We start from the raw sequence: 18,396 nt of genomic DNA, 5'->3' as shown, positions 1-18,396 counted from the left end.
ACCTTTAGGCATCTCGAACTTTTCGACTGGCGTAGCGACCAACAGTCGCTGTAAAACTGCCGGGCCGCGACGCGGCCACTATCAGTAAATCAAGAACAACGGCGCTGCAGTCAGCAGTGCCACAGCGGGGGAACAATGGATTTTTGGAGTGCCTTTCAGGCAATCATCTTAGGCATCGTCGAGGGACTGACCGAGTTTCTGCCGATTTCCAGTACCGGCCACCAGATCATTGTCGCCGATCTGATCGACTTTGGCGGCGAGCGGGCGATGGCCTTCAACATCATCATCCAGCTCGGTGCAATCCTGGCGGTGGTGTGGGAGTTTCGCCGCAAGATCATCGAGGTGGTGCTGGGGCTGCGCAGTGAGCCGAGCGCACGGCACTTTACCGTCAACCTGCTGGTAGCGTTCCTGCCGGCAGTGGTGCTTGGGGTGCTGTTCGCCGACTTCATCCACCATCACCTGTTCAACCCGATCACCGTGGCTGCGGCCCTGGTCGTCGGCGGGGTGATCATGCTCTGGGCCGAGCGCCGCAACCACCGCATCGAAGTCGAGCACGTCGACCAGATGAACTGGACCCACGCTTTGAAAATCGGCCTGGTGCAGTGCCTGGCGATGATCCCCGGCACTTCGCGCTCTGGTTCGACCATCATTGGCGGCCTGCTGTTTGGCCTGTCGCGCAAGGCAGCTACCGAGTTCTCGTTCTTCCTGGCCATGCCAACCATGGTCGGCGCTGCGGTGTACTCCGGTTACAAGTACCGCGACCTGTTCCAGCCCGCCGACTTGCCGGTGTTTGCCATTGGCTTTGTGGTGTCGTTCATCTTCGCCATGATTGCCGTGCGTGGGCTGCTCAAGTTCATCGCCAACCACAGTTATGCGGTGTTTGCCTGGTACCGCATCGTGTTCGGCCTGCTGATCCTGGCGACCTGGCAGTTTGGCCTGATCGACTGGGCAACGGCGCAAGGCTGATATGGCCCGCCCGCAACCGGCAACCTCGCGCCCGCGCGGCCACGCCCCGGGCGAGGGCGTGCGCAACCTGCGCGTGAAGCTGCTGGCATTGGCTGGGTTGTGTTTGCTGCCGGGACTCGGCGCCGCGCAGATGGCCTGGAACGGGCAGTCATGGCTGCCCTTGGCGCTGTATCCGTGTGTGAGCCTGATCAGCCTGTTGCTGTATTGGCAGGATAAACAACAGGCTCGCAACCAGGCCTGGCGCACGCCAGAAAAGGTCCTGCATGCCAGCGAGCTGCTGGGCGGCTGGCCCGGAGCGTTGCTGGCGCAGCAGCTTTTCCGGCATAAGACGCGCAAGTTGTCGTTTCAGCTGACGTTCTGGGCCATCGTTGCGTTGCACCAGCTGTTCTGGCTGGATCAGGTGCTGCTGGGTGGGCGTTGGCTGGCGCTGGTGCCTATATAAGCGGCAGCGTTGCCGCTCAAAGTAACAAACCCGCTTGCAGCCGTTTTGGCAGTTTGCGCACCACCAGCTGGTGCGAGCGCTGCAGCAAGTCAGCCAGCTCCTCGCGCCCGATCGCATAGGGCGCTGCCACGCTGATCCAGCGGGCACGGGCCAGATAGGGCGCAGGCTTCACCCCCGGACGGTCAACGTAGCCGAGAAACAGCTCATCGGCGACCTTGAACGACAGCCCGGCACCGCCCAGATCAAGCACCGCGAACATCTTGTTGCCGGCCACCGAAAACACCCGGATACCGCCCCATTTGTAATCTTCTCGCGCGCCCGGTAAACCCAGGCACAAGGCTGCTGCTTGTTCGGGGTTCATGCTTGCTTCAGACATACCGCTCTCCACAGGCCTCAAAGGCTGCTGCCAGGTGATCAATCCACACACGCACCGCGGGCAGCATGCCGCGCCGGTGCGGGTAAACTGCCTGCAGCCAAGCGCCAGGCAGCGACCATTCCGGGAGCAGCCTGACCAGCTCGCCACGCTCCAGCTCTTCTTCGCAGTACAGGCTTGGCAGGAGTGTGAAGCCCAACCCGGCGAGCACCGCAGCCTTGCGCAGGATGAAGTCATCAATCGCCAGCCGTGGCTCCAGCGCCAGCTCCTGCTCACGGCCATTGGGCCCGAGGAGGCGGATGTGCACCAGCCGGTCCGCTTCGGTCGCGCCGAGGACCGGCAGCGTCGCCAACTGCGCCGGCTCGGTCAGGCCTTCGGCGAACCCTGGGGCGGCCACCAGATGCATCTGTGCCTGACGCAGACGTCGGGTAGCCAGGGCAGGGTCTTCATCGCCCAGATCGCGTACTCGCATGGCGACGTCGATACCCTCGCCAATCAGGTCCACACGCCGATTGAGCAGGACCATGTCGAGCTGCACCAGCGGGTACGCCAGCAGAAAGCGATTGATCACCTCCGGCAGGAACGTATGAGCCAACGCTACCGGGCACGACACCCGTAGCCGCCCGCGCGGTTCGCTGGTCATGCTTGCGACCGCTTCGTCGGCCATCTGCGCCTCGAGCAGCATGGCCTGGCAGTGCTGCAGGTAACGTTCGCCGATCGCCGTCAGCTTCAGCTGGCGGGTGGTGCGTTGCAGCAGGCGCGTGCCGAGGCGCTCTTCCAGCTCGGCGATGCGCCGCGACAGGCGTGACTTGGGTATCCCCAGCTGGCGCCCGGCGGCGGCAAAGCCACCGGCTTCGACCACCCTAGCGAAATAAAACAGGTCGTTAAGATCTTGCATTCACGTAGCCCATTGTTCTACCGATGGGACAATCTAGTGCATTCTCAGCTACTAATCATCTATTCGATAGCTCTGTAGGATTCTCTCCATCGAGATCGCTCCTATCGCGGTCGCCAATCCTGGAGAGTCCCCATGAAACTGTTGCACATCGATTCGAGCATCCTCGGTGACAATTCCGCTTCCCGCCAGCTCAGCCGCGAAGTGGTCCAGGCCTGGCAGGCTGCCGACGCCAGCATCGAAGTGGTGTACCGCGACCTCGCTGCCGACGCCATCAGCCATTTCTCGGCTGCCACCCTGTTGGCTGCAGGCACCGCTGAAGAAGCGCGTGATGCCGCCCAGGCGTTCGAGGCCAAGCTGAGCCAGGAAACCCTGGACGAATTCCTCGCTGCCGACGCGGTAGTGATCGGTGCGCCGATGTACAACTTCAGCGTGCCGACCCAGCTCAAGGCCTGGATCGATCGCGTTGCGGTGGCCGGCAAGACTTTCCGCTACACCGAGGCCGGCCCAGAAGGCCTGTGCGGCAACAAGAAGGTGATCCTGGTGTCGACTGCTGGCGGCCTGCACGCCGGCCAGGCCACTGGCGCTGGTCATGAAGATTTCCTCAAGGTGTTCCTGGGCTTTATCGGTGTCACCGATCTGGAAATCGTCCGCGCCCACGGCTTGGCTTATGGCCCTGAGCAGCGCACTGCGGCTATCGACGCTGCCCAGGCGCAGATCGCCGGCGAGCTGTTCGCAGCCGCCTGATCACGGTTCAACCAGCTGGAAGCGGGCAGGTGGCGGCGAATTTGGCTGTCATCTGCCCGCAATCGTTGTGTGTTTCATCCAGTTTTCATCTGCCCTGAGCCATAGGGCCTTAAGCTGATGTCATCCGCCCATCTGCGGGGGAGACGCCAGTGACCTACCTCTCACGAACGATTGCCGCGCTGGTAGTGCTCACCAGCCTGATTGGCCATGCGAATGCCGCGCCTTGGGTCGCTGGCCTGCACGCTCTGCAACTCACCGATCCGGTGGATGCGCGGCCCATGCACGCCTTGGCTTTCTATCCTGCCAGTGGCGCGACCCACAGTCTGCGTATCGACGGCTATCAGCTGCGCGCTGCCGAGGAAGCGCCGGTGGCGCTTGGGCATTTTCCGCTGTTGGTCATTTCCCACGGCAATACCGGGAGTCCACTGGCGCTGCATGACCTGGCCACAGGCCTTGCCCGCCAGGGCTTTGTGGTCATCGCCTTGACCCACCCTGGTGACAATGCCCGTGATCCGAGCCGGCTGGGTACCCTGAGCAATCTGTACGGGCGCCCGCTGCAAGTCAGCGCGGCGATCACTGCCGCCCGCGCGGATGCGTTGCTGGGCCCCTATCTGGACGACGGCAAGGTCGGCGTGATCGGCTATTCGGCAGGTGGCGAGACCGCGCTGATCCTGTCCGGTGCGCAGCCTGATCTGGAGCGTCTGCAGCGCTATTGCCAGGAACGGCCGACCGACGCCGATGCCTGTAAAACCCATGGTGTGCTGATTGCCGACCGCAGTGAGCTGGCGCCCCATGCCGACCCGCGCGTCGGCGCTGTGGTGTTGATGGCGCCGCTTAGCCTGATGTTTGGTAGGCATGCTTTGAGCAACGTCCACCTGCCGGTATTGATGTACAGCGGCGACAACGATCAGTTGCTCGCACTGGAGCACAACGCCGATGCGCTGGCGCGCAAGTTGCCGGTGACACCCGATTACCGCCTGCTGGCCGGCGCCGGGCATTTCGTATTCATGGCACCTTGCGATGACGAGCAACATGCACGCATGCCGGTGCTCTGCCAGGACGCTGCCGGTATCGACCGGCGCCAGATCCACCGCTCGTTGCAGCGTGAAACGGCTGATTTCTTTACCCAGGCGCTTGGTGCGCCAGAACCGGCAGAACGCTCAGCCGCGCTGATTCCGCCGCGCCAGCAGTAGCGTCAGGCCTACTCCTGATAGCGCCAGCAGGGCGGTTACGCAAAAGATCGAGGCGTAACCTAGATGTACGGCGACCGCGCCCATTACCGGGCCGGCAATGGCCAGCGCCAAATCGAAGAACACCGCATAGGCGCCCAGGCCGGCACCACGGCTGCTCGGTGGCACATGCTTGATCGCTTCGACGCCGAGCGCCGGGTATACCAGCGACAGGCCAAAGCCGGTCAGGCCAGCGCCAAGCAAAGCAAACCCCGGTGAGGGGGCCAGCCACAGCAACGTCAAGCCGACCACTTCGGTCGCCATGCAGGTTATCGCCACCGTATAACCGCCAAAGCGGTTGACCGCGTTGACAAACAACAAGCGCGAAATGATGAAGCACACACCAAAGGCGCTCAGGCACAGCGCAGCGCCGGTCCAGCCGCGTTCGAGGTAGTACAAGGTGACGAAGGTGGTCAGCGTGCCGTAGCCGATCGACGCCAGCATCAGGCTCGTGCCGCACGGCGCCACGCGCACGAACGCTGACCAGAAGCCAAGGCGCTCGCCACGCACTACCACCACATCGGGTCGTTGACGCAGGGCGAACAGGCCAACCACTGCGAGGATCACCAGCAACGGGCCGAGCACGCTGAAGTTAAGCCCATCCACCAGCAGCACGCCGACGGGGGCACCTATCGCAATGGCACCATACGAGGCAATGCCGTTCCAGGAGATCACCCGTGCGGTGTGCTCGGCACCGACCTGATTTATGCCCCAGCTCAAGGTCGCGACACCGATCAGGCCTTGCGCCAGCCCGAGCAGCACGCGGCCGCCGAGCAGCAGCGCCAGGCTTGCTTGCGGCCAAGCCAATGTCCAGGCCGAGAACAGCGTCAGCACTCCGCAACCGATGATCGCCAACAGCCCGTAGCCAATTGCACGCTTGCCGCCCAGGCTATCCGCCACCCGCCCGGCAAACGGGCGGCTGAGCAGCGTAGTCAGGTATTGCAGGCCAATGGTCACCCCGGCGATTACCGCGCCATAGCCGAGTTGGTCATGCACGTGGCCGGGCAGCACCGCGATCGGCAGGCCGATGCAGAGAAAGGTAATGAAGGTGTAGAACACGATCGCAAGAATCTGGCGGGTGATGGCAAAGCCTTGATCAGGGGAGGGCACTTGTGCAGTCATGGGCTCGTTCGCTGGCGGGCGGTGGGGCGTGCCCCATCATGGCGGTTGCGCGAGGGAAATGAAAGCAGGCTAACGAATTGCCAGTACTACGGCGTGGATTGGCGTGGCCCTGTAAACGACGACGGGGCAAGCCCGCGCCCACATGACCGAATGCCTCGGTTCACATGAGCGCAGGCTTGCCCCGCGCTGGGTTCAACCTGTCAGCGACAGATCAGACCACGACGCCCTGGCTACGCAGGTAGTCGTCGTAGGTACCGCTGAAGTCGACTACGCCTTCTGGCGTCAGCTCGAGGATGCGAGTGGCCAGCGACGACACGAACTCACGGTCATGGCTGACGAACAACAGCGTGCCCGGGTAGTTTTCCAGCGCCAGGTTGAGCGCTTCGATCGATTCCATGTCCAGGTGGTTGGTCGGTTCGTCCATCACCAGTACGTTGGGCTTTTGCAGGATCAGCTTGCCGAACAGCATGCGGCCTTGCTCACCACCGGAGATGACCTTGACCGACTTGAGGATCTCGTCGTTGGAGAACAGCATCCGGCCCAGTGTGCCACGGATCATCTGCTCGCCCTGGGTCCACTGACCCATCCAGTCGAACAGGCTGACGTCATCTTCGAAGTCGTGGGCGTGGTCCTGCGCGTAGTAACCGACCTCGGCGCTGTCGGTCCACTTCACCGCACCTGCGTCTGGCTGCAGTTCACCGACCAGGGTACGCAGCAAGGTGGTCTTGCCGATACCGTTGGGGCCGATGATGGCAACACGTTCGCCGGCTTCGACGGTGAAGCTGAAGTCCTTGAACAGCACTTTGTTGTCGAACGCCTTGGCCATCTTCTCGATGGTCACGGCCTGACGGTGCAGCTTCTTGTTCTGCTCAAAGCGGATGAACGGGCTGACCCGGCTCGATGGCTTGACTTCGGCCAGCTGGATCTTGTCGATCTGCTTGGCCCGCGACGTAGCCTGCTTGGCTTTCGAGGCGTTGGCAGAGAAGCGGCTGACGAAGGTCTGCAGCTCGGCGATCTGGGCTTTCTTCTTGGCGTTGTCCGACAGCAGTTGCTCGCGCGATTGCGTCGCAGCAGTCATGTACTCGTCATAGTTGCCAGGGAACAGGCGCAGCTCACCGTAGTCCAGGTCAGCCATGTGGGTGCAGACGCTGTTGAGGAAGTGCCGGTCGTGGGAAATGATGATCATGGTGCTGTTACGCGCCGTGAGGATCGTTTCAAGCCAGCGAATGGTGTTGATGTCCAGGTGGTTGGTCGGCTCGTCGAGCAGCAGCACGTCCGGGTCCGAGAACAGCGCCTGGGCCAGCAATACGCGCAGCTTCCAGCCCGGTGCGACTTCGCTCATCGGGCCGTTGTGCTGCTCCAGCGGGATACCCAGGCCAAGCAGCAGCTCACCGGCGCGCGAGTCGGCGGTGTAGCCGTCCATCTCGGCGAACTCGGTTTCCAGCTCGGCGACAGCCATGCCGTCTTCTTCGCTCATTTCCGGCAGCGAGTAGATGCGGTCACGCTCGGCCTTGACCTTGAACAGTTGTTCATGGCCCATGATGACCGTGTCGATCACGGTGAAGTCTTCATAGGCGAACTGGTCCTGGCGCAGCTTGCCCAGGCGGGTGTTCGGCTCGAGCATCACCTGGCCACCGGACGGCTCAAGGTCACCGCCGAGGATCTTCATGAAGGTCGACTTGCCGCAACCGTTGGCGCCGATCAGGCCGTAGCGGTTGCCGTTGTTGAATTTGACCGAAACGTTTTCGAACAGCGGCTTGGCGCCGAATTGCATGGTGATGTTAGCGGTGGAGATCAAAGGGCTTACCTATCAGTCACTTACGGGGCTGGCTTTTCAGCTGATACCGATTTGATACCAATCTTGAGTTTTTCCAGCTCGCTCCAATCGGAGCTTGAGTTGAGCCAACGGGCATACGTCGACAGCAGCATTTGAACGCTGTGACCCAGCTGTTGGGCAATAAATGCGGGATTGAGGCCGGACATTGCGCACATTGTCGCATAGGTGTGGCGGCAGTTGTATGGGGGGCGACGTCTGATCCCCATTTCATTCGGCACCGGCACCCACTGTTTGTGTAGATTCGACGTCTGCCTGATGATGGTGTTGGCCTCAGCCAGGGTGAACGGGTCGATTTCTTTCCTCGAGCGCTTTGGCAGCTCAATCAGCGCTGCTGGGCTCTTGGTCAGCATACCCTCACGGGTTGCGGCATCCAGAATCGTCGCGAGTCTGGTGATCGCGTTGCGCTTCACGTCGGCTGACGTCCAGTCTGTTTCAGCGATGACGCGGCGGAGCAGGGTCTATGTGAAACGGATGCGGAGGGAGTTGCGGAAGATCTCGATTCCTCTGCGAAGTGACGCACAATAAGAGGGGCTTCTATGGACGACCCTCGAACATATCTTCATAACCAAGGACGGTGCTCATGAATTTCAGGTGTCTTTTACCCCTTCTGCTATTGGCCGGCTGTGCTTCGCAACCAAATCATCAGGGTGTCGACTGGGGTGAAGGCGCTTGCCCTAGGCCCGATCCAAAAGATGTCTCTGCTACCAACCACCTAATTATCCAAGATGGCAAAACCCTGAAGTGCCAAATCCGTCCATACGCATGGAATATGGCTTGCCAAGGAATTGTTGACGGGAACACTGATGGAGTTGTTTGTCAGGACAAAGGCGGAAACCAGATGATTTTCTTGTTTGATGAGAAGGGAGTGCTGACTACCCACCGCAGTTTGAGAGCCGGATAGAGCGGAGTTGAGCAACGGCGATCATGACTTCACCCAATAGATAGGTTCGATCAGATGCTCTCCGTTGCGCACGGCGTCAATCTTGGTCTTGGCTCCGCCGGCTCCGCGTTCGTATGCGGTGAATATTAGTGTCGCTCGTCGGCTTTTTGAGTAAGTAGCGAACCTTCACGCCGCTTGCCAAGGTCGCTTGATCAGTGGCTACTATTAATTACTGCGGATGAACTCTCATGGACACTGAAAGGCATGAGCGCCAATATCAGGCGTACCAGGCTCTCAAGGGTCTGAGCGACTTGGCTGCTGACACGATGAAGCAAATAGCCTACGAGCAGATGGAACAGATTGATTGGGAGGAAACGTGCCGCCAGCACCGTGATGCCTTCGCGCGCTGGATTGAATATGCCGATGCACAGATAGGCGGCATGCGCCCGACTGTAACCATCCGGCCCTGAGGCGCGCCAGGCTTTGCACCGGTCGACATCACCCTCCTTGAAGTCAGGCAGGTCAGGGTGCTGGAACATTCCGTATTCGTCGCGACGACCGGCGCTGGCTGGATCAGCTTGATATCTTCAGACATGACGATTCCTTGGCCGCACTTCTAAGGTCATTCGGTGTAATCGGGAGGATTAATGACTTAAGTGGTACTGCAAGGGTCTACCGAATAAGCGGGCCATTCGGCTGGCCTTGGACATCGGTGATTACAGTGACAAAGCTAGACAGGGAGAGGCAATTTCAAGCTTATGAGCTGCTACGCAAGCTGGACATGCAAACCGCTGCGACGATGAGCCAGGTGGCCTACGGGTGCACTACTGGTGCTGGATGGGACTATGTCTGCGCCCAGCATCGGAAGGCGTTCGATGAATGGATGAGTTTCGCCGCAACTCTGGATAAGCCCGGTGTCGATTCGTAAGGCGGTTCCGCTCGTCCGGTGAAGCCCTCGGCCTCTTGAGCCGCAGTTGATTACCGCCTCGCTTTCGCTATCTTGCTTACTACAACCTCATAACTATCTGAGTCGTAGGAGTACGGCATGCGAATCCGCGGTGATATTTTCTGGGGTTGGGCTGACCCCACGCTCCACCATCGAATCCATGACGAAACCCTCGATGACGGCACCTACATCGATGTACAAGTGAGGCTTTCGCGCACGGGGAGCACGCAGATGTTCATCGGAGTCTATGCGCCCGAAGGCATGGCATTGCACGAAGAGGCCTTCGACTCCCGACCAGGCGAGTCGATGACTAGGGCATTGGCTTGGGGTGTAGGGCGTGCACGGCTAATTGCTACAGAAGGCGCGGCTTCAAAGGGCCGAATCGCCTGTCCGAAATAGAGGGTAGAGGGGTTACAGCAGAGTGGAGTACAAATCTGCTCTAAGTGCTGGACTGGCTTTGAATGCCAGGTCGATGTAATGCCGACCCTTGGCTGTGAGCTTGATCTTGTCAGCCTGGCGGTTCCAGCTGACCAGCCGCAGCGCCTCCAGAATGCAGGTGACGGTGTGGCCCTGGTGCCAGCCAGAGCCTTGATGCAGCCCTGAGCCAGTAGGCCGCGATATGACATTCAAACGCTGGCGCCCAGGCGGTCAGCGCAGGTCGGAATTTAACGCGGTCTGGCTCTGCCGTTAAACCGGTGTTACGCCGATTTCAACGCAGTATGCCTCGGTCGCCTGCTCAATTAACCTAATGTTCTTCGTGGCGCGTGCCAGCAGGAAGCCACCAAGCGCAAAATTGGATGCTTGACCTCAGCCACTGCCGCGACATTCGGAGCACTGCCCAGGCCGGCTTCATTGGCGAACATGCCGCGTTTGCCCCCCATCACGATGGCGCTGCCAACGAGGCCGGCGAATGCCTGGTCCAGGCCGAAGGCGCTTTTGATGATGGTCAGCAACATCATTGGCACGTAATCGAACTGCAAAACAATCACGTAGAGCGTTACCGCCACGTAGGCAAGCGTCTTCACCGGTACCAGCAGGTCTGCCACCTTCGCGATACGCTTGATGCCGCCTACAAATACCAGTCCCAGTACGACGGCCAGGACGATGCCCGAATGACTAGGATCAATGCCGAAGGCATTTTGCAGGGAGTGGGTTACGGCATGCGATTGCAGGCCGTTGAATGAAAAACCAAAGATGACGATCAGCAAAATTGCCATCAGTACGCCGAGCCACCGCTTATTCAGCCCGTATTCGATGTAGAAGGACGGCCCGCCCTAGTATTGGCCTCTGACATCTTTACGTTTGTACAACTTGGCCAAGCTACACTCCATAAGCGTGGTCGCCAATCCAACCAAAGCTGTGACCCACATCCAGAAGACAGCGCCCGCCCCCCCATTGTTACGGCAACTCCAACGCCGGCAATGTTGCCTGCACCAACCCGACCCGCGAGGCTTAACATTAGTGCTTGAAACGAGCTGATTTGCGCTGAACTGCTGCTGAGGCGTAAGCGTCCGGTGAAGTCAGGTTGATACAACCGGATTCGTGGCGCTCATTCCAACGGCAGTAGGCGATCTGTGATGACATCTTTCATTACCAAGGTCGAGGTTAGCCGCTGTACATTTGGCAGCCTCGATAGCTCATCATCATAGAGCTTTTGAAACGCCGGAAGGTCTGCGGTTACGACCATTAGCAGGTAGTCCGGATCACCAAACAGTCGTTGAGCTTGGACGATGTAGGGAATGCTTGGTAAGGCTTTTTCGAAGTCTGCTACGGCCTGCTGATGCCCTTCTCGTAACGTCACGAACACCAGTGAAGAGAAATTGAGCCCTAGCTCGGGGGCAGAGAGGTGGGCGCGGTATCCCTTGATCACTCCAGCCTCTTCTAAAGCGCGAACTCGTCGATGGCAGGGGGACAAGCTCAGCCCCACGCGCTCGGCCAAGTCCGTGAGTGACTGGCGACCATCTCCTTGCAGCTCCGCAAGAATCTTCCTATCAATTCGATCCATTACGTAAAACCTTCCACGGCCTCGGTGCTCTGCGAGTAACTACGCAAGATAATAACACCAGACTTTCTTTATCCTTCTCTCAGTTTCTACCAGGGCCGAAGGTGCCGTACTGGTGATGAGCAAGAGGAAAATTGATCGTGAGCGCTTCTCTGATGATGGCCTTCTGGGCCGTTTCATTTCTGTTTGTTATCACCCCAGGTGCTGATTGGGCTTACGCCATTTCAGCGGGTTTGCGAGGCCATACCGTGGTACCTGCGGTATTGGGCATGCTCTCAGGCCATGTTCTCGCGACATTGATCGTCGCGGCGGGTGTGGGTGGCCTGCTGGTGAAAATCCCTTATGCGTTGTCGACGCTTACGCTGATGGGGGCTGCTTATCTCTTGTGGCTCGGCTTCAACATGCTGCTCAAACCCTCAGTTCCCGCTCAAGGGGACGCCGCAGATGATGGAGGCTGGATCACTTGGGCATTCAAGGGACTTTGTGTAAGCGGCCTGAACCCAAAAGTGCTGCTGCTGTTCCTGGCTTTGCTACCTCAGTTTACTGATTCGTCTGCCGCTTGGCCGGTTGCAGTCCAGATCATTGCGCTAGGGCTCATCCATGCTTTCAGTTGCGGAGTCGTTTATCTGGCCGTGGGCTATGGCGCACGCGCTGTACTGACTTCTCGACCTGGGGCCGCGCTCAATGTGAGCCGCATCTCAGGGACCGCAATGATTGTCATCGCTGTCGTCCTCGCGGCGGAGCGGCTGACCGTTTAATGGAAGGTAAAGCAATGTCTGAACAGACCACCGCCCCCTACGCTAGCCAAAATCGTGGGCGGGTAAGAATTCCTCATCTACACCAGATGAAAGCGCGGGGCCAGAAATGGGCCATGTTGACCGCTTATGACATGTACGCCGCAGCCATATTTGAGGAGGCAGGAATTCCTGTGCTTCTGGTCGGCGATTCAGCCGGTAACAATGTCTTCGGCTATGACTCGACCTTGGCAGTAACCGCTGACGAAATGTTGCCCTTGGTCAGCGCGGTCTCGCGGGCTACCAAGCACGCATTGATCATTGCCGATCTGCCTTTTGGTTCGTACCAGGGATCACCTGAGCAATCCTTCCATACAGCCGTGCGCTTTATGAAAGAAGGTGGCGCGCACGCCGTTAAGCTCGAAGGTGGAATTGAGATGCTCCCCCAGGTCGAGAAGCTGGTGGCCGCAGGGATTCCAGTGATGGCCCATATTGGATTCACCCCGCAGGCAGAGCATCAACTGGGCGGTTACCGTATCCAGGGCAAGGGCTCAGACGCGCAAAGGTTGATTGATTTAGGGATGGCTTTTGAGCGCGCAGGAGCGTTTGGCCTGCTCATTGAGATGGTGCCAGGCGACGTTGCAAGAAGAATCACCGAGGCAGTTGGCATTCCCACCGTTGGAATCGGGGCGGGGAACGGCTGTGACGCTCAAGTACTGGTATGGCAGGACATGGCAGGTCTGCGGCAAGGCCAGTTGCCTCGATTCATCAAGCAATACGCTGATGTGCGAAAGGTGTTGAATGACGCTGCTCAAGCCTTTGCTAAGGATGTGGAGTCAGGATCATTCCCAGGATCTGAGCACACCTTTTGATGCGGCAGGAGAGTCCAATGAACGCGATACGCCAGAGGGCGATTGAAGGGCTTGAAGAGGGCGACACATTCGAGATCAAGCGCACCTTCTCGGAGGCTGACTTCGTTCAGTTCGAAGCACTATCGCATGACCACAACCCAGTCCACTCCGATGCCCGATACGCTGTAGCCAAAGGTTTTGACGGCACCATCGCTCAAGGCCTCCTGACTGCGACTTTGATCACTGAGATCGGCGGACACTTGGGTTGGCTGGCTACATCAATGAGCTTCAAGTTCAAGCCTCCGACGCTCGGGGCTGAGCCCGGCGTGGGCAGCCGCTGGCGATTACTCAGGGACTCGCACGACCACGCTCCCGGGTCTTGACGGGTCTTGATAGCCCGCACATCAACTGCGGGCCTGAGTACATCGATGAATGCCCGCTACACGTCTTGTCCCGCGATGTTATCCAGAGACGACGATTGCGTATATGTATCGGCGGGGTAGGGAAGCGCTAAGAACTCTTTCGTCTCCATGGGGCGCTAGCAGCCGTTCGCGAATGACGGCTATCGACTCAAAGCAGCCCTTCAGGAAGGACATTAACGACTCATTGCAACCGTTCGCGTCCAACTGCCATCGATCAAAAGCATGTGCTCATTCGCGGACTTGTGGGGCGGGTAACATTAAGATGCCTTGAAGGACCATGACTCAGTGCTTGTAGCGTAACGCTTCAACTACAACGCCAAACGCTGATGAATGTTCGCGTCGATTGGGGTAGTAGAGATGATAACCGGCAAAGGGTTGGCACCAATCTTCTAATACCCGCACAAGGCTACCGTCGGCTAGCTCCTTAGCCACCATGTCCTCCGGCAGGAAACCTAAGCCACATCCCGCCACGGCCGCACGCAGGATCGGCAGGCTGCTGTTGAACGTCCATTGCCCGTCGACACGGGCCTTCAGTTCGTGACCATCCTTTTCAAAGTCCCATTGCATCAGGCTGCCATAGGTAGGGAGGCGCAGATTGATGCAATTTTGGGTGGCCAGATCACAGGGTTCCTTCGGCATCGGCCGTTCGTTGAAATACTCGGGTGAGCCCACGACCGCGATGCGCAAGGGTGGCCCGATAGGCACTGCGATCATGTCCTTGGCCACCTGGTCTCCCAAGCGTACGCCGGCGTCATAGCGTTGCGCGACGATGTCGGAGAGGGCGTAGTCGACGGTGATTTCGACTTTGATGTCTGGATAGTCTGGCAGCACCTTTAGAAGCTTGGGCCACAGAATATTGTTGGCGGCATGTTCGGATGCCTGAATCCGAACGTTGCCTGCCGGGGTGTGACGGAACTCGCTTACCGCAGCCAGTTCAAGTTCGATTTCATCGAAGCGCGGCGCCATAGCCTGATAAAGCCGCTGACCCGCCTCGGTCGGTGAAACGCTGCGCGTGGTACGTGTCAGCAGGCGCACGCCCAATCGGCTTTCGAGCGCGCGCATGGTGTGGCTCAGTGCCGACTGCGAGACGCCAAGCTGGGCGGCCGCGCGGGTGAAACTGCCTTCGCGGGCGATGACCACGAAGGCTTGCAGATCGTTGAGGTTGGCACGGGGCATTGATGAGAGTCTCTCATGAGGGGCGCGGGATTAATCCATGAAAGCAGGTTGCGCACGGATGTGCGACCCTCAAGAACGTTGATTACAAGGTGCGGGCGTAGAACGCGGTCAGTTTGCCGATCGCGGCATCGACATGACGCGGCACCCAGTAGGTTTCGATGTGTGTCGCACCGTCGAGGATGAACACTTCCTTGTCGGTGGTGCCGGTGGCCTTGGGGAAGGCGTCCTGCGTCATGTACAGACTGTCTGCTTTGCTGCCAGCGATCATCAGCAAAGGTTGGTTGATCAGCTCGATTTGGTCAGTGGCGTCGAAGCGCATCAAATCGATCAGGCTGCTGGTGGTGTATTTGAAGGTCGAGTTCGGGTGCGCGTGGGTCTTCCAATAGTACTCATAACCTTGGCGATACAGCTCGAAGGGCAGTTTGGCAATCTGCTCGTCGGTGAGGTTGGCATCGCCCGAATACAGCACCGAGCCGCCGGCCGCCTCTTGCGCGCGGGCTGCTGACGCCTGTTGCAGGCGTTGCTGAATGCTGTCCAGTTGAGCGTCGTTGTAGCCGTTGCGACGTACCCGGCCCGAGTTGAACATGCTCACCGTTGCCAGCGATTTGAAGCGTTTGTCGGTTTGCGCTGCCGCCAGCGAATAACCACCGCCACCACAGATGCCGAGCAGGCCCAGACGCTTGTCATCGACGCCGGCAAATTGGCTGATGAAGTCGGCCATGCCGTGAATGTCTTCGATGCGATACGCCGGTTTATCGATGCTGCGCGGCTGACCACCGCTGGCACCCTGATACGCCGCATCGGCCGTGATGGTGATGTAGCCCTGTTCGGCCAGGCGTTGAGCATACAGACCTGCGACTTGTTCTTTCACGCCGCCATTGGGGTGTGCAACGACCACGGTCGGGTAGGTCTTCTTTGCATCGTAGTTGGCCGGTGTGTAAACGTTGGCGGCGATGTCCAGACCATTGAGTTTGTAGCTGACCGGGTGGATGTTGACCTTGCCCGGTTCGTTCTTGCTGATCGCGCCGTTGTAGGCAAGGGTGAATGGATTCTTTTTGTAATCGGCAGCCAAGGCTTCGCCCGCCGAGAGGCCGACCAATGCCGATATGAACGTGGCTTTGAGAGTGTTTTTCACGTGAGGCTCCTGAGCAACCAAAAGGGCGGTAGTTGCAAAAGTGTCTGGGTCAGTCCAGCTGGTGATCTTTTAGGAATTGCGCGACCAGGTCTGCGATCTGCACGTTGTTCAGATCCGACATGGGGAAGTGGGTATTGCCATGTATTCCGATTTCCGGCAGGTGGATCAGTCGCACATCACCGCCGTGGCGATTGACCGCATCACGCCAGAGCCGGGCCATTTTCAGGCGTGCGCGCCAACTGTCCTGAGCGGGCAGGTCGACCGCCTGCTCCGGGATGTTGTCGCCGTAAAGGATCAGAATCGGAATGCGCGTGAGGGCCATGAATTGCTCCATCGGCACCGCCGCGCCTTGCACTGTGTCGAACGCGCTGGGAATCTGCGCAGGCACTTCACCATCAGCAAACACGAAGCTGCTGCCCGGTTCGAACGCCACGATGGCTTTGACCTTGTCGTTCTTGATCGCCGTCAACCAGCCCGGCCCGCCACCTTGCGAATGAGTGAACAAAATCCCCGGGCCGATTTTGTCGAACAGTGCTGACACGCCATCAGAGACCACGTTCATGTCGAACGGCCCGGTGTTCGGCGTCATCGCCCGGAAAAATTGCTCGCGGGTCTGTGCATCCTGTGCCATTTGCACGCCATTGAAGTAGTTGGGCCACAGGCCGATGCGGAACTGGTTGAACCACAGTTGTTCGTCAGGCACAGGCTTGATTGTGGTTTCGACCATGCTGCGCCCGGCATCGCCGCGCCGGGGCTGATCGATCAGGTAAACGCCGTAATGGCGGCGCAGAAAGATGTTCTGAAAGCCTTCGCGGCCATCGGCAGTGGTCTCCCAGGTCTTGGAGAACTGACCCGCCCCGTGCCACATGACGATGGGCAGTTTTCGCGCATCCACCGGGATTTGATAGAAGGCGTAGGCGTGGTCACCGTGGTAGGTCTGGCCGTTGGGCATCATCGGTTGGCGCGGGTTGAAGGTGCCCGGTGCAGTGGTCACCGTTCCGCCGGCGGCAAAGCTGCCTTGTTGTTGAATCAGCAACGCGCCATCGGGGTGGTTCGCGCAGGCCGCCAACAGGCTCAACAGCGTGATGCTCAGCAGGTACTTTGCAGATTTCATGTCATTTCCCCGAAGCCGCGAGGGCCTGGGTCAACGCGGTATTGGCACGTTCAGCCGTATGCGCATCGCCGTGTTTTTTCAGCAGTTCCGTGACCTCGAGCAACTGTGCCGTGCTCAGACCGACTCGCAGGCTCGCCGCCATGTGCGAACGCAATTGCGGCTCGACCCCTGGCGTTGCCGCCAGCGCCCCGACGGTCGCCAGCTCGCGGCTTTGCCAGTCGAGGTTGTCGCGCGCGAAGATATCGCCGAACAGGTGGGTTTGCAGGAACCGGTTGATCACCGGAGCGAACTCGAACACCGGGCCTTTGACCGGGGCGCCGGAGATCCTGGTTTGATTCGCAGTGCCGGCGGTCAGCAACTCATCCCCGATCGGGGTCGGCCGGCTCGGCTCACGCCCCGGCGCGTCTTCGATACCGCGCTTTTTGCGCGCCTGCACCACAGTCATCAGCTCGTTCAAGGCGTTAAGGCTACGCGGGAAGCCCACATAGGCGTACAGCTGCACCAGAATTTCCCGGGTCTCGCTGATGGTCAGGCCGGCATCGAGCCCTTGATTGAGCGCGGTGTTGAGGTTGGGCATGTCGCTGGTCGCCATGAACGCGGCGATCAGAGGGATCGTTTGTTGTTGGCGCGACAAGGTGGCTGCGCTGGCGGGCTTGCTGGCCATGGTCTGGGATGCCTCGGTTGCTTGAGTGGTAACGCTGAACATCGCCCCGATGCCCAGACAAAGCGCCATGAATGTGGGGAGGGTAGAGTTGTTGCGTGTGTCAATGGTCATCGTGAAAGGCTCCATCCATTGCAGGTCACCGGGGTGTCGCTGGATCGTACGGAGGATGGTTGTATCGATTAACCCCGAAATTGCGCATGGACTTCTGAGCAGAGCTCATCAATCGATATTGACCTTACCGCTGCAATTCCGGCGCGACCCCGCTGATGCGGGGCCTGTAGGACGGATGACGGACTGCGATAAAGGTGCCGGGCGAGCAGCTTCGACACATTCCGTAACTTCATTGGCCGGCGTATTGCGCCTCCGAGACCTGTCCTGCCCAGGTAACGGTGTTGCCGTCCTCGGCTTCAGCGATGGCGATGTGGGTCATGCCGTTGCTGGCCGTGGCGCCATGCCAGTGACGGGTGTGCGGCGGAATCCAGACAGTGTCGCCCGGCCGGATTTCCTGTCGCGGGCCGCCTTCTTGCTGCACGTAGCCGACGCCAGCGGTGACGATCAGCGTTTGCCCCAGCGGGTGGGTGTGCCACGCCGTGCGTGCGCCGGGCTCGAAGGTCACCGTGCCGCCGCCGATGCGCGCTGGCGCATCACCGTTGAACAAGCCATCAACGCGCACCGTGCCGGTAAAGTTTTGAGCAGCGCCCTTGACCGAGGGCTGCGAGCCGTTCGGCGTAACGCGGATTTCGCTGGCGGCCTGGGATTCTGCTGCCATGAATGACAAAGCAACGAGTGGTGCGATCAATCGGTTCATCGTGTCAACTCCGGTCAGACGTGAAAGTGGCGCCGCACGTGGCGCCGCGTTGG

General features: G+C 59.5%; 20 protein-coding genes and 2 pseudogenes. 9 read left to right on the top strand and 13 right to left on the bottom strand.

What is annotated here, in order from left to right:
* Positions 1–135 precede the first annotated feature (135 nt).
* Together CXQ80_RS11985 and CXQ80_RS11980 are read left to right on the top strand one after the other, a co-directional pair.
* The gene (locus CXQ80_RS11985) at positions 136–966 is read left to right on the top strand and encodes an undecaprenyl-diphosphate phosphatase (RefSeq protein ID WP_101319671.1); all 831 of its coding nucleotides are present in this window, start codon (positions 136–138) and stop codon (positions 964–966) included.
* 1 nt (position 967) lies between these two features.
* Entirely contained in the window at positions 968–1,408 is a 441-nt protein-coding gene (locus tag CXQ80_RS11980) for a DUF1294 domain-containing protein (protein WP_101319669.1), read from the top strand.
* A gap of 16 nt (positions 1,409–1,424) precedes the next feature.
* On the opposite strand, the gene CXQ80_RS11975 is transcribed toward CXQ80_RS11980, so the two are convergent.
* Entirely contained in the window at positions 1,425–1,784 is a 360-nt protein-coding gene (locus CXQ80_RS11975) for an MmcQ/YjbR family DNA-binding protein (protein WP_101319667.1), read from the bottom strand.
* A complete protein-coding gene (locus tag CXQ80_RS11970; RefSeq protein ID WP_101319665.1) occupies positions 1,777–2,679 on the bottom strand; it encodes a LysR substrate-binding domain-containing protein in 903 nt (300 codons plus the stop codon). Before CXQ80_RS11970 ends, CXQ80_RS11975 begins: the two co-directional genes overlap by 8 nt.
* A 132-nt stretch (positions 2,680–2,811) precedes the next feature.
* Between CXQ80_RS11970 and CXQ80_RS11965 the strand changes: the two genes are divergently transcribed.
* Entirely contained in the window at positions 2,812–3,423 is a 612-nt protein-coding gene (locus CXQ80_RS11965) for an FMN-dependent NADH-azoreductase (RefSeq protein ID WP_101319663.1), read from the top strand.
* A 149-nt stretch (positions 3,424–3,572) separates the two neighbouring features.
* Positions 3,573–4,616: a dienelactone hydrolase gene (locus CXQ80_RS11960; protein WP_101319661.1), complete on the top strand. Its 1,044-nt coding sequence runs from the start codon at positions 3,573–3,575 to the stop codon at positions 4,614–4,616.
* On the opposite strand, the gene CXQ80_RS11955 is transcribed toward CXQ80_RS11960, so the two are convergent.
* The 3 genes and pseudogenes from CXQ80_RS11955 to CXQ80_RS11945 all read right to left on the bottom strand — a co-directional run.
* Complete coding sequence (locus CXQ80_RS11955; RefSeq protein ID WP_101319659.1) at positions 4,584–5,774, bottom strand: MFS transporter; 1,191 nt, start codon at positions 5,772–5,774, stop codon at positions 4,584–4,586. The genes CXQ80_RS11960 and CXQ80_RS11955 overlap by 33 nt on opposite strands.
* A 211-nt stretch (positions 5,775–5,985) precedes the next feature.
* Positions 5,986–7,572 carry an ABC-F family ATPase gene (locus CXQ80_RS11950; protein WP_101319657.1) on the bottom strand — a complete coding sequence of 529 codons (1,587 nt, stop codon included), beginning with the start codon at positions 7,570–7,572 and terminating at the stop codon, positions 5,986–5,988.
* A 20-nt stretch (positions 7,573–7,592) separates the two neighbouring features.
* A pseudogene (locus CXQ80_RS11945) lies at positions 7,593–8,069 on the bottom strand (hypothetical protein); the annotation flags it as partial.
* A 670-nt stretch (positions 8,070–8,739) separates the two neighbouring features.
* Here CXQ80_RS11945 and CXQ80_RS24735 point away from each other — a divergent pair.
* Together CXQ80_RS24735 and CXQ80_RS25030 are read left to right on the top strand one after the other, a co-directional pair.
* Positions 8,740–8,961 (top strand): hypothetical protein, encoded by a 222-nt coding sequence (locus CXQ80_RS24735; protein ID WP_157831745.1) that lies wholly within the window; start codon positions 8,740–8,742, stop codon positions 8,959–8,961.
* Positions 8,962–9,536: 575 nt separating this feature from the next.
* The gene (locus tag CXQ80_RS25030; protein ID WP_101319653.1) at positions 9,537–9,836 is read left to right on the top strand and encodes a hypothetical protein; all 300 of its coding nucleotides are present in this window, start codon (positions 9,537–9,539) and stop codon (positions 9,834–9,836) included.
* Positions 9,837–9,848: 12 nt separating this feature from the next.
* Here the strand turns inward: CXQ80_RS25030 and CXQ80_RS11930 are convergent, their stop codons facing one another.
* The 3 genes and pseudogenes from CXQ80_RS11930 to CXQ80_RS11920 form a co-directional block, all read right to left on the bottom strand.
* The gene (locus tag CXQ80_RS11930) at positions 9,849–10,067 is read right to left on the bottom strand and encodes a hypothetical protein (protein WP_224786350.1); all 219 of its coding nucleotides are present in this window, start codon (positions 10,065–10,067) and stop codon (positions 9,849–9,851) included.
* Between the two features lie 137 nt (positions 10,068–10,204).
* Positions 10,205–10,938: pseudogene (locus tag CXQ80_RS11925) on the bottom strand (amino acid carrier protein); the annotation flags it as partial.
* A 48-nt stretch (positions 10,939–10,986) separates the two neighbouring features.
* A complete protein-coding gene (locus CXQ80_RS11920) occupies positions 10,987–11,442 on the bottom strand; it encodes an Lrp/AsnC family transcriptional regulator (RefSeq protein WP_101319651.1) in 456 nt (151 codons plus the stop codon).
* Between the two features lie 131 nt (positions 11,443–11,573).
* Here CXQ80_RS11920 and CXQ80_RS11915 point away from each other — a divergent pair, with 131 nt between their 5' ends.
* The 3 genes from CXQ80_RS11915 to CXQ80_RS11905 are packed head-to-tail and all read left to right on the top strand — an operon-like array spanning position 11,574 to position 13,407.
* A complete protein-coding gene (locus CXQ80_RS11915; RefSeq protein WP_258197250.1) occupies positions 11,574–12,197 on the top strand; it encodes a LysE family translocator in 624 nt (207 codons plus the stop codon).
* Between the two features lie 14 nt (positions 12,198–12,211).
* Positions 12,212–13,045: a 3-methyl-2-oxobutanoate hydroxymethyltransferase gene (gene panB, locus CXQ80_RS11910; RefSeq protein WP_101319649.1), complete on the top strand. Its 834-nt coding sequence runs from the start codon at positions 12,212–12,214 to the stop codon at positions 13,043–13,045.
* Between the two features lie 17 nt (positions 13,046–13,062).
* Complete coding sequence (locus CXQ80_RS11905) at positions 13,063–13,407, top strand: MaoC/PaaZ C-terminal domain-containing protein (protein WP_101319647.1); 345 nt, start codon at positions 13,063–13,065, stop codon at positions 13,405–13,407.
* 321 nt (positions 13,408–13,728) lie between these two features.
* Here CXQ80_RS11905 and CXQ80_RS11900 read toward each other — a convergent pair whose 3' ends face one another.
* The 5 genes from CXQ80_RS11900 to CXQ80_RS11880 form a co-directional block, all read right to left on the bottom strand.
* Positions 13,729–14,622 (bottom strand): LysR family transcriptional regulator, encoded by an 894-nt coding sequence (locus CXQ80_RS11900; RefSeq protein WP_101319645.1) that lies wholly within the window; start codon positions 14,620–14,622, stop codon positions 13,729–13,731.
* An 82-nt stretch (positions 14,623–14,704) separates the two neighbouring features.
* Positions 14,705–15,757: an alpha/beta hydrolase gene (locus tag CXQ80_RS11895; protein ID WP_101319643.1), complete on the bottom strand. Its 1,053-nt coding sequence runs from the start codon at positions 15,755–15,757 to the stop codon at positions 14,705–14,707.
* Between the two features lie 49 nt (positions 15,758–15,806).
* Positions 15,807–16,751 carry an alpha/beta fold hydrolase gene (locus CXQ80_RS11890; protein ID WP_178080828.1) on the bottom strand — a complete coding sequence of 315 codons (945 nt, stop codon included), beginning with the start codon at positions 16,749–16,751 and terminating at the stop codon, positions 15,807–15,809.
* A 121-nt stretch (positions 16,752–16,872) separates the two neighbouring features.
* On the bottom strand, positions 16,873–17,646 hold the full coding sequence (locus CXQ80_RS11885; protein ID WP_101319639.1) for a carboxymuconolactone decarboxylase family protein: 774 nt from the start codon (positions 17,644–17,646) through the stop codon (positions 16,873–16,875).
* 229 nt (positions 17,647–17,875) lie between these two features.
* A complete protein-coding gene (locus CXQ80_RS11880; RefSeq protein ID WP_101319637.1) occupies positions 17,876–18,343 on the bottom strand; it encodes a cupin domain-containing protein in 468 nt (155 codons plus the stop codon).
* Positions 18,344–18,396 lie beyond the last annotated feature (53 nt).

Origin of the sequence: Pseudomonas sp. 02C 26 (genome assembly GCF_002843585.1) — a bacterium.
In the GTDB taxonomy this organism is placed as follows: Bacteria; Pseudomonadota; Gammaproteobacteria; order Pseudomonadales; family Pseudomonadaceae; genus Aquipseudomonas; species Aquipseudomonas shirazensis.
Note: the sequence above shows the minus strand (reverse complement) of the source record. Positions and strands in the feature narration are given on the sequence as shown.

Excerpts from the sequence above, each read along its gene's own strand:
- CXQ80_RS11880 (WP_101319637.1), bottom strand. The coding sequence starts at position 18,343 with ATGAACCGATTGATCGCACCACTCGTTGCTTTGTCATTCATGGCAGCA.
- CXQ80_RS25030 (WP_101319653.1), top strand. The coding sequence starts at position 9,537 with ATGCGAATCCGCGGTGATATTTTCTGGGGTTGGGCTGACCCCACGCTC.
- CXQ80_RS11985 (WP_101319671.1), top strand. The coding sequence starts at position 136 with ATGGATTTTTGGAGTGCCTTTCAGGCAATCATCTTAGGCATCGTCGAG.
- CXQ80_RS11975 (WP_101319667.1), bottom strand. The coding sequence starts at position 1,784 with ATGTCTGAAGCAAGCATGAACCCCGAACAAGCAGCAGCCTTGTGCCTG.
- CXQ80_RS11955 (WP_101319659.1), bottom strand. The coding sequence starts at position 5,774 with ATGACTGCACAAGTGCCCTCCCCTGATCAAGGCTTTGCCATCACCCGC.
- CXQ80_RS11970 (WP_101319665.1), bottom strand. The coding sequence starts at position 2,679 with ATGCAAGATCTTAACGACCTGTTTTATTTCGCTAGGGTGGTCGAAGCC.
- CXQ80_RS11920 (WP_101319651.1), bottom strand. The coding sequence starts at position 11,442 with ATGGATCGAATTGATAGGAAGATTCTTGCGGAGCTGCAAGGAGATGGT.
- CXQ80_RS11965 (WP_101319663.1), top strand. The coding sequence starts at position 2,812 with ATGAAACTGTTGCACATCGATTCGAGCATCCTCGGTGACAATTCCGCT.
- CXQ80_RS11900 (WP_101319645.1), bottom strand. The coding sequence starts at position 14,622 with ATGCCCCGTGCCAACCTCAACGATCTGCAAGCCTTCGTGGTCATCGCC.
- CXQ80_RS24735 (WP_157831745.1), top strand. The coding sequence starts at position 8,740 with ATGGACACTGAAAGGCATGAGCGCCAATATCAGGCGTACCAGGCTCTC.
- CXQ80_RS11905 (WP_101319647.1), top strand. The coding sequence starts at position 13,063 with ATGAACGCGATACGCCAGAGGGCGATTGAAGGGCTTGAAGAGGGCGAC.
- CXQ80_RS11980 (WP_101319669.1), top strand. The coding sequence starts at position 968 with ATGGCCCGCCCGCAACCGGCAACCTCGCGCCCGCGCGGCCACGCCCCG.
- panB (WP_101319649.1), top strand. The coding sequence starts at position 12,212 with ATGTCTGAACAGACCACCGCCCCCTACGCTAGCCAAAATCGTGGGCGG.
- CXQ80_RS11885 (WP_101319639.1), bottom strand. The coding sequence starts at position 17,646 with ATGACCATTGACACACGCAACAACTCTACCCTCCCCACATTCATGGCG.